We start from the raw sequence: 7,278 nt of genomic DNA on the forward strand, positions 1-7,278 counted from the left end.
AAATGTCTTTATCGTTTGAATGCACGGTCCATCTCGCGGCGATCATCCCGTTCTTTGATGGAGTCGCGTTTATCATATTCTTTCTTTCCTTTGGCGATTGCGACCACGACTTTGGCCAGCCCTTTGTCGTTAATAAAAAGGCGGGTCGGAATGATCGTAAAGCCATTGTTGCGGGCCGCCCCCTCGATCTTGCGCAACTCCTTTTTCGTCAGCAGCAGCTTGCGGTCGCGGCGGGCCGAATGGTTGTTATAAGTCCCGTAGAAATATTCCGCCACATACATATTCTTCACCCACAGCTCGCCTTTCTCAATGATACAGAACGTATCGACCAGGCTCGCCTTGCCCAGGCGGATCGATTTGATCTCCGTCCCGGTCAGCACAATGCCCGCCGTAAACGTATCAAGCAACTCATAATCGAAAGTTGCCCGCTTATTCTTTATCTGTATATTATTACTAATCTTCTCTTTCATCTCATTTATTTATCAAAAACGCAAACCGGGCATCAGCATCGACAGGACGACTTCGATCAGCCAGGGCGTCAGCAAAATCAAACTGGTCGCAGCCCCGACAAATTTCAGGCGGTCTTTTTCTTCCACCTGCATATAAGGGCCGGCACCCTCCCACACGATATAGAACGTGTATAAGACAAATATCCGCAAAAAGAAAAACTCCGGAAGCAACATCAACACGATATTCAGCGCGAACATCAGCGAAGACGAATAGCCGACGAAACGCTGGCACAGCTTCATGTCTTTCTCGCGTTTGAAAAAACCTTGCCAAAGCTCGTTCAGAAAATACGACGCCAGGTAAAAACCACCGAAGGCGGCAACCAGCGTCCGGATTGACGATTTCAGAGCCAGCTCGATGTCAAACTCTTTCCGGGTGAACAACACCCCAAGAAAAGCCGCCACCGTAACGATTCCGATCAGGGGATACACAAACCGGGATAAAAACTCATCGTCCTTTTCTTCCTTTTTCGTCAGAATATCCCAAGCTTTTCCCGGCTGGGAGATGATGGCCACTACCAATTTAAATATCTCTTTATACATCTTCAATACGTTCGTTTGCTATTTGTCATTAAGTTATTTCCCTGAAGGGTTTATCGTAAACACATCGGATGATTTCCAGACGATTGAAGCAGAGTCTTTCCCGAATGCGGATGCATAATTAACCCGGAACTTCACCTCATCGGTATTATTTTCTCCTGTCACTTTCTTCACAAAGTCCTGAATATTGAAAGCACAGGGGATAATCATCGATTGCCCGTTATCCTCCTCGCCGCCTTCAGCCGTCTTGATAGCGCGCAGATACAAGCTATAGACCTGATCGCCATTCAATACCTGATCCGGATTATAAGACAAGGCGAAACTATCTTCCTGCGCCGTCTTATGACCGCTCATTTCCGTAAAAAGAAACAGATTTCCCTTGATATAGGAAGAACGTGGCTGAAGGGTGGAAAGCAGTAATTCACCATTCTCGACGTTCGAGGTGTCTGTCAAGGTATTGAACAGCTGCCACTGGCTCACTTCCGAAAGTGTATTCTCATAAATGGTTGCAGTCATATAGCCTTTATTCGCCCCGCCGTCTGCATTTTCAGCCAGCCCGTAATCGATCGAATAATCGAACAGGATACATTCTCCATCTTCCACATTCGCATTCTGGAAGTTTTCCGAAGAGATCACATCCCCGCCTTTGACGAAAATAACCTTACCCACGGTCCCCACATTCGTTGCCACAACCCCGGTCTGATTCGCCATCGTCAATTGCGTCGCCGGGTCTCCCAAACAAGAGCTCAACACAACCAGGCAAAGGGCTATCACGCCATATAATACAGTCTTTCTCATTTCCATATACAATTTGAAATCGAAGTTATCTTCCTCCACACACAGAGGGAAGGCACAAAGGTAGCATTATTTTCTTACTCATACAATTGGGAAAGATTAAATCCATGTATATACGGATGTTCCGGGAGTGGTTTCAAATATGTTAAAATATACAATATCCCCCTTCTCCAACCGTTTTTCTATTTCATTCGAAATCTTGATCGATTTTGGATTGACTCTTTTCATGGTTTTACCCATTCCGGCTGACACCGGACGGAATGAGCTGCCGAGGTCATCCTAAAAAGCGTGCAATTTGATTGGCAAAAACCAAAAACACCGACAATGTGATAAAGCTTAACTCCCGGAGAATCGAATATTTGAAAATAAAACAGACGGCGTTCCAAATATCTCAAGGAAATTCAAGTGCTTTTTTACCATGAAAACGGTCCTCTTTCCAATTACGACCGTCATAATCTCCATTACGACCGTCATAATCTTCGCGAGGTGCCGAACGCACTGCCTATTAGCACGGTCGCAATGGCAAAGAGGACGGTCATAATTGCGAAAAACGCTCAAAAAAGAGGAAAAAGTCCCTTTTTGACGTCTGAAAAGCGGATTAACATTTGTTTTGTTTCGGACCTTTTTTTAGCCTAAAAAATACGTTTTATACAATAAGCCCCCCCGGGAAAGTTGAAAATTGGAAGTTAAGAGTTGAAAGTTAATACACTGGCATGGAAATAGGGGTGGTATCTGATCTCACATAAACAACACCCTAAACTTTTTGCAAATTTATTGTTTTATCACAAATAAATGTTTACATTTGAAGTATTGTTAGCTTTTGCTGTTGTATTTGTATTCTGATGGCTTGTCTTTTTAGCAAGAGAAGTGTGTTGAATAATTTTAACTGAATAATTAAAGTATCATGGTAAATAGAAGTTTTAGTTAATAAAAAGAGTCTGCGTGTTCTTATGTTTAGCTGTATGCTTTGGTTGCAGCGATGATTCGGATAATCCGGAAGAGCAAACTCAGATAGAAACAGAACAACAATGGCAACTGACCGCAATAGTCGAAAATGGAGCAGAAGTGGCAACTCCCGGAAATTGTAAGACTGCATATTTGATTCTAGAAGAGGACGGAACATTTCGTGGTTTAGTCGGAGTAAACCAGTTAGACGGAACATTTGACATAGACCCCATATCCGGAAAAATATCATTCAAATATACGATGACCCAGCTTGGAAGTCTGGAGCCTAACGTCATTGAATTCGAGAAAATGTATATGAAATTGTTTGGTAAAATCATATCTTATATTTCTTCGGACGATGATTTGAAGTTGTATTATGGCGATAATAGTTATTTACAGTATCAAATAGAAGAAGTAGAGAAATTATGAAAACACTAAAATTTATTTATTAGCCGAGAAAATCGTCCAAAGGAAAATCTTCATACGCTCAAAAAAAGCATCGAACAGAATCCGGATATTTATCCGGTTTCCATCCGATGCCTGTATTTATTACGAAATAAGAAATTCCTGAAATTTCAGAAATACTTATTCAGACTCTGCTATCGAGAACTGAGAGATATTAGAAACGCCCCAAGTCATGACTTTTGTGGAGCGCCTTTCTTCGTCCATCGGCAACCTCAACAGCCTCCAATGTTCGAACCGCTCCATTGCCACCTTTTTCAGCCGCAGCCGGGTAGCTACCATCTACGAGGATGTGGTGCAGCAGAAGAAAAAGAGAGGCAGACCTGACAGGCACGATGAATTGTCCGATAATAATCACTATATTTGCCAATCGGTCACAGCGAGACCCCGACTTCTCCCGTGACCGAGCATTAACCTAAACATTTTATACCGACATATAAAATAGCACAATATGAATTTTGAACAATTAGCAACTATCATAACCAACACGCACCAACAACTGCAACAGCGTGCGGTCAAAGCCGTAAACCAATGTCAAACTGTGCGCAACTGGCTTATCGGTTTTTATATCGTAGAGTTCGAGCAGAACGGGGAAGATCGTGCACAATATGGTGAACAACTTTTAAAAAAATTGGAACAAAGAATAAATCAGAACGGACTAAATGACACCCTATTCAAATGGTCAAGAAAGTTTTATTTGGTCTATCCTTCATTAGCCCCACTCATTAATAATTTGGCAACACCAATAAGTGTGACACAGTCGCACCAATCCGGAAATAATGACTCTATGCAAATAAGTGCGACAGTGTCGCACTTATTACAGAACTCTGATTATAAGCGAGAGAGTAGTATTAGTCCGGAAAAGTTAATCAGTTCAATTTCTTTCTCTCATTTTATCGAACTGACGAAGATTGACAATCCCGTCAAGCGTATGTATTACGAAATGCTCACTATCCAGACCGGACTTTCAGTTCGTGAACTCAGGCGTCAGATAGGGGCATTGAGTTACGAACGTGTCGGGTTATCCGGTAACATGGAAAATGCGTTTGCCACCATTCAACAGAAAATACATCCGCAAAACGTGACCGATGCCGTCAAAGACGATTATTTTTTCGAGTTCCTAAACATACCGAAGCAACGGGCTTCATTGCTTAAAGAGAAGGAACTCGAGACACTTCTGCTCGACCATTTGCGTGACTTTATCATAGAACTCGGAAACGGCTTCTGTTTTGAAGCCAGACAAAAAAGAATCCTTATCGGTGATGAATTTTATTTTATTGATATGGTTTTCTACCACCGGATTTTAAAGTGTCATATTTTGTGTGAGTTGAGGTCGATACTTTCAATCATGCCCATGTATCGCAACTCTATTCATACCTAAACTACTACAAAGCCGAAGTCATGGAACCGGACGATAATCCGCCTATCGGTATTCTATTAGTAACAGACAAAAACGATGCGTTGGTGCAATATACCACAGCTGGGTTGGACGAACAGATTTTCGTTTCTAAATACCAGTTACAACTTCCAACCGAGCAACAATTAAAAGACTTGATTTTAAGAACTATCCGACAATAATAACAAATGCGCAATTTGTAGCTAATGCTCTAAGATCGAAAGAGGTCTACTGACATCCACAAAATCACATTAATTAACAAGAATAAGTACAAACACTCTCATTTATATATTTATATTTGAAATATAATATACAAAGGCCGAAATTATATGAAATACTATTGGAAAATACTAATAATGATATCCTTTTTAGCTTGCAATCATCCTAATATTAAACAGTCATTAGATGAAATCAACCGTTTAGTAGACTGTAGACCAGATAGCGCATTCTGTTTACTAGAGAATATAAAAAAGAGCTCTCTAGTTTCACCAGAAAACATTGCCACACATGGGTTAATCTATATAAAAGCAAAAGATAAATGCTATCTAAATTTAGGAGAAGACACTTCAATGATTATGAATGTTTTAAATTATTATCAAGATAAAACGAACATTCCGGACAAAGGGTGGGCGTATTATTATGCAGGCCGTGTATTCCAAGATGCCAATAAAGAACAAGAGGCATATAAATATTACATAGAAGCTAGCGACTATGCAAAAATGACATCAAACCATCATTTAGGCAGTATGTCAAACTACTATTTGGCTGAATATCATGCCAGACAATTTATGTTCGATAAAGCTATAACAACATATAAACAAGCATTAAACAACTGTTTACAAACTAAAGAGAAAAAATTCGAGAGTATTTTTTTAGGATCAGTAGGATATATATTTGGGCAAAAGAATCAATTAGACAGTGCACTATATTATTTAGAAAAAGCATATACGATAGCTTCCGAACAAAACGACACGGGACAAATAGCAAATATATCAAATGACCTTAGTGTATTTTTACTTGAGGATCAGCAGTATGAAAAATCAAAAAAGTACATAGAGAAATCAATAAGTCTACACGCTGACAGTATTATACTTTCTCAACATATAATTTTGGCAGACATTTATCTCGGAATGGAAAAAGTAGATTCAGCCTTGTTTGTCCTAAAACAAATAGAAAGTAATATTCTAGCATCAAAAGACGTTTATAATAAAGCAATTTATTATGAGACATTAAGCAATTTAGATGAATCACGAAGGGATTACGCTTCATCACTTATATATTATAAAACATATACAAATTATTTAGACTCAATCTACAAAGAGGAAAGAGAAACTTCCTTAGCAGAAATAGAACAAAAAGTATAATTACATAAAAAATCAATGAGAACAATCAAAAATTAAAACACGAAAGAAAAATAACAACTTTCATAATCCTAATATTATCATTTTCACTATTACTCATATACGAAAGAAAAATAACAACTTTCATAATCCTAATATTATCATTTTCACTATTACTCATATATTACAACTTACAACAAAAAGATAAAGAACAAAAAAGAACAGACTTTACGAAGCAGAGGAAAAGCTAAATACAATGCAATGCCTGATAGAAAAAAACAATAAACATAAAACAATTTCTAAAGACATTGATAAACTCAATGAAAAAGAAAAAGAACAACTACTAAAAGATTTACTGCTAAAACAATTAGACCTATCAACAAAAATTGCTCTTATGCACGCACAAAATCCAGAAAAAAGCCAAACATTTCTCTCGAAATTCAATGAAGTAATATATGGAGAGCAGCGCCCTTTTCAATTAAATTGGGAAGAATTGTATCCAATATTTGATATATTGTATAAAGATTTTGTTAAAACCCTACAAACTAAATACCCTATATTAGTAGAAAAAGACATTCAACTTTGCTGTTTGCTCCTCATTGACCTAAATACAGCCGAAATTTCTTTCTTAATGGAACAAAGTATAAACACTGTACACAAACGAAAAACGGAAATTCGTAAAAAACTTAATATGCAAGCAGGTTCTGATATTGCATCATTTCTTAGAGAAAAAATACTGATACAACCATAAAATCCCCAAATATCACTTTCAGACAATTACTAAAACAAACTATGCCTAATTATCAACGATTTAACATTTACATATATCAATTTCACAGAATCAAATACCAAGGCCAAATAATCAAACCTCTGACATTTATGGCATACCTTTGTGCTATTAACATTTAATTATTAAATCATGAAACATTCATTAGTATTAGCAATGTTGCTCATTGGGACTTCATTAACCTGGGCACACTCAAGTTCACCTATTAAATTATCAGCAGTAAGACAAAACACTGGAAAGATTGTCAGATCTGTTAACCCTGACAGACCTATCTCTGCTTATTTAGAAGAAAAAAACATAGAAATAGATTTCTGGTTGATTTCAAACGAAATTCTAATATCTATTTATGATCAAAACGGGATTCTAATTTATGAAGAAGTGGTTAATTCAAATGAATCACATATATCAATAGACATATCCAATTTTGATAAAAACGATTATACAATTCCAATTTTGATAAAAACGATTATACAATAAGCTTTTAGCTTAGAAAGTAGCATATATATA

At 37.8% G+C, this 7,278-nt stretch carries 8 protein-coding genes and 1 pseudogene; 5 read left to right on the forward strand and 4 right to left on the reverse strand.

The features are described from left to right. Positions 1–8 precede the first annotated feature (8 nt). From smpB to DW083_RS17040, 3 genes are read right to left on the reverse strand one after another with little or no spacing between them, the layout of a single operon-like run. The gene (gene smpB, locus DW083_RS17030) at positions 9–470 is read right to left on the reverse strand and encodes an SsrA-binding protein SmpB (protein WP_115499537.1); all 462 of its coding nucleotides are present in this window, start codon (positions 468–470) and stop codon (positions 9–11) included. Positions 471–482: 12 nt separating this feature from the next. Continuing rightward, positions 483–1,049: a YIP1 family protein gene (locus DW083_RS17035; protein WP_115499536.1), complete on the reverse strand. Its 567-nt coding sequence runs from the start codon at positions 1,047–1,049 to the stop codon at positions 483–485. A 33-nt stretch (positions 1,050–1,082) separates the two neighbouring features. Further along, positions 1,083–1,844 carry a hypothetical protein gene (locus tag DW083_RS17040; RefSeq protein ID WP_115499568.1) on the reverse strand — a complete coding sequence of 254 codons (762 nt, stop codon included), beginning with the start codon at positions 1,842–1,844 and terminating at the stop codon, positions 1,083–1,085. 939 nt (positions 1,845–2,783) lie between these two features. On the opposite strand from DW083_RS17040, the gene DW083_RS17045 reads away from it, so the two are divergent. After that, positions 2,784–3,215, forward strand: a complete 432-nt coding sequence (locus DW083_RS17045) for an META domain-containing protein (RefSeq protein WP_158582129.1) — start codon at positions 2,784–2,786, stop codon at positions 3,213–3,215. Between the two features lie 156 nt (positions 3,216–3,371). Here the strand turns inward: DW083_RS17045 and DW083_RS22315 are convergent, their stop codons facing one another. Further along, entirely contained in the window at positions 3,372–3,530 is a 159-nt protein-coding gene (locus DW083_RS22315) for a hypothetical protein (RefSeq protein ID WP_199659188.1), read from the reverse strand. 169 nt (positions 3,531–3,699) lie between these two features. Here DW083_RS22315 and DW083_RS17055 point away from each other — a divergent pair. The 4 genes and pseudogenes from DW083_RS17055 (at position 3,700) to DW083_RS17070 (ending at position 7,248) form a co-directional block, all read left to right on the forward strand. After that, positions 3,700–4,826 (forward strand): annotated as a pseudogene (locus DW083_RS17055) (YhcG family protein). Between the two features lie 147 nt (positions 4,827–4,973). Then, complete coding sequence (locus DW083_RS17060) at positions 4,974–6,008, forward strand: lipopolysaccharide assembly protein LapB (protein WP_122333205.1); 1,035 nt, start codon at positions 4,974–4,976, stop codon at positions 6,006–6,008. A gap of 232 nt (positions 6,009–6,240) precedes the next feature. Next, positions 6,241–6,735, forward strand: a complete 495-nt coding sequence (locus tag DW083_RS17065) for a hypothetical protein (RefSeq protein ID WP_122333206.1) — start codon at positions 6,241–6,243, stop codon at positions 6,733–6,735. 168 nt (positions 6,736–6,903) lie between these two features. Further along, positions 6,904–7,248 (forward strand): DUF3244 domain-containing protein, encoded by a 345-nt coding sequence (locus DW083_RS17070; protein WP_122333207.1) that lies wholly within the window; start codon positions 6,904–6,906, stop codon positions 7,246–7,248. Positions 7,249–7,278 lie beyond the last annotated feature (30 nt).

The organism is Parabacteroides sp. AF48-14 (genome assembly GCF_003477465.1).
GTDB classification, from domain to species: Bacteria; Bacteroidota; Bacteroidia; order Bacteroidales; family Tannerellaceae; genus Parabacteroides; species Parabacteroides acidifaciens.